The following is a 357-nucleotide window of genomic DNA, read 5'->3' on the forward strand; positions in this document are numbered from 1 at the left end:
GCAGATGGTACTGCAATCTTGTGGGAGAGTATGTCGTCGCCTTTCTTTTGAAAACCCTTATCTATACGATAAGGGTTTTTTGTTTTTATACCATTTTAAAAAGAATAATTTTTAAAGATTTGAACTGTTTTGGAAATACGTACAATCTTTATGTATTGGGCATATCGTGCATTTTGGATTTGCAGGTCTACAAATTGTTCTACCTAAAAAAGACAATGCCATGCCAATATCATTCCACATCGAATAAGGAAGTTTTTCCATAAGGATTTTCTCAATTTTATTGGCGTCTTTATATTGTGGAGTTAATCCAAATCGAGGCACCACTCGTAAAACATGTAAGTCAACTAGAATGCCTTC

At 34.2% G+C, this 357-nt stretch carries 1 protein-coding gene; it reads right to left on the bottom strand.

The genetic code is table 11. From position 1 onward, the window contains the following. Positions 1–111: 111 nt before the first annotated feature. Positions 112–357: endonuclease III (nth, locus tag NHF47_RS17095; protein ID WP_374670183.1), on the bottom strand; the 246-nt coding region annotated here is incomplete at its 5' end.

Origin of the sequence: Flavobacterium sp. NRK F7 (genome assembly GCF_024054195.1) — a bacterium.
Classification (GTDB): domain Bacteria; phylum Bacteroidota; class Bacteroidia; order Flavobacteriales; family Flavobacteriaceae; genus Flavobacterium.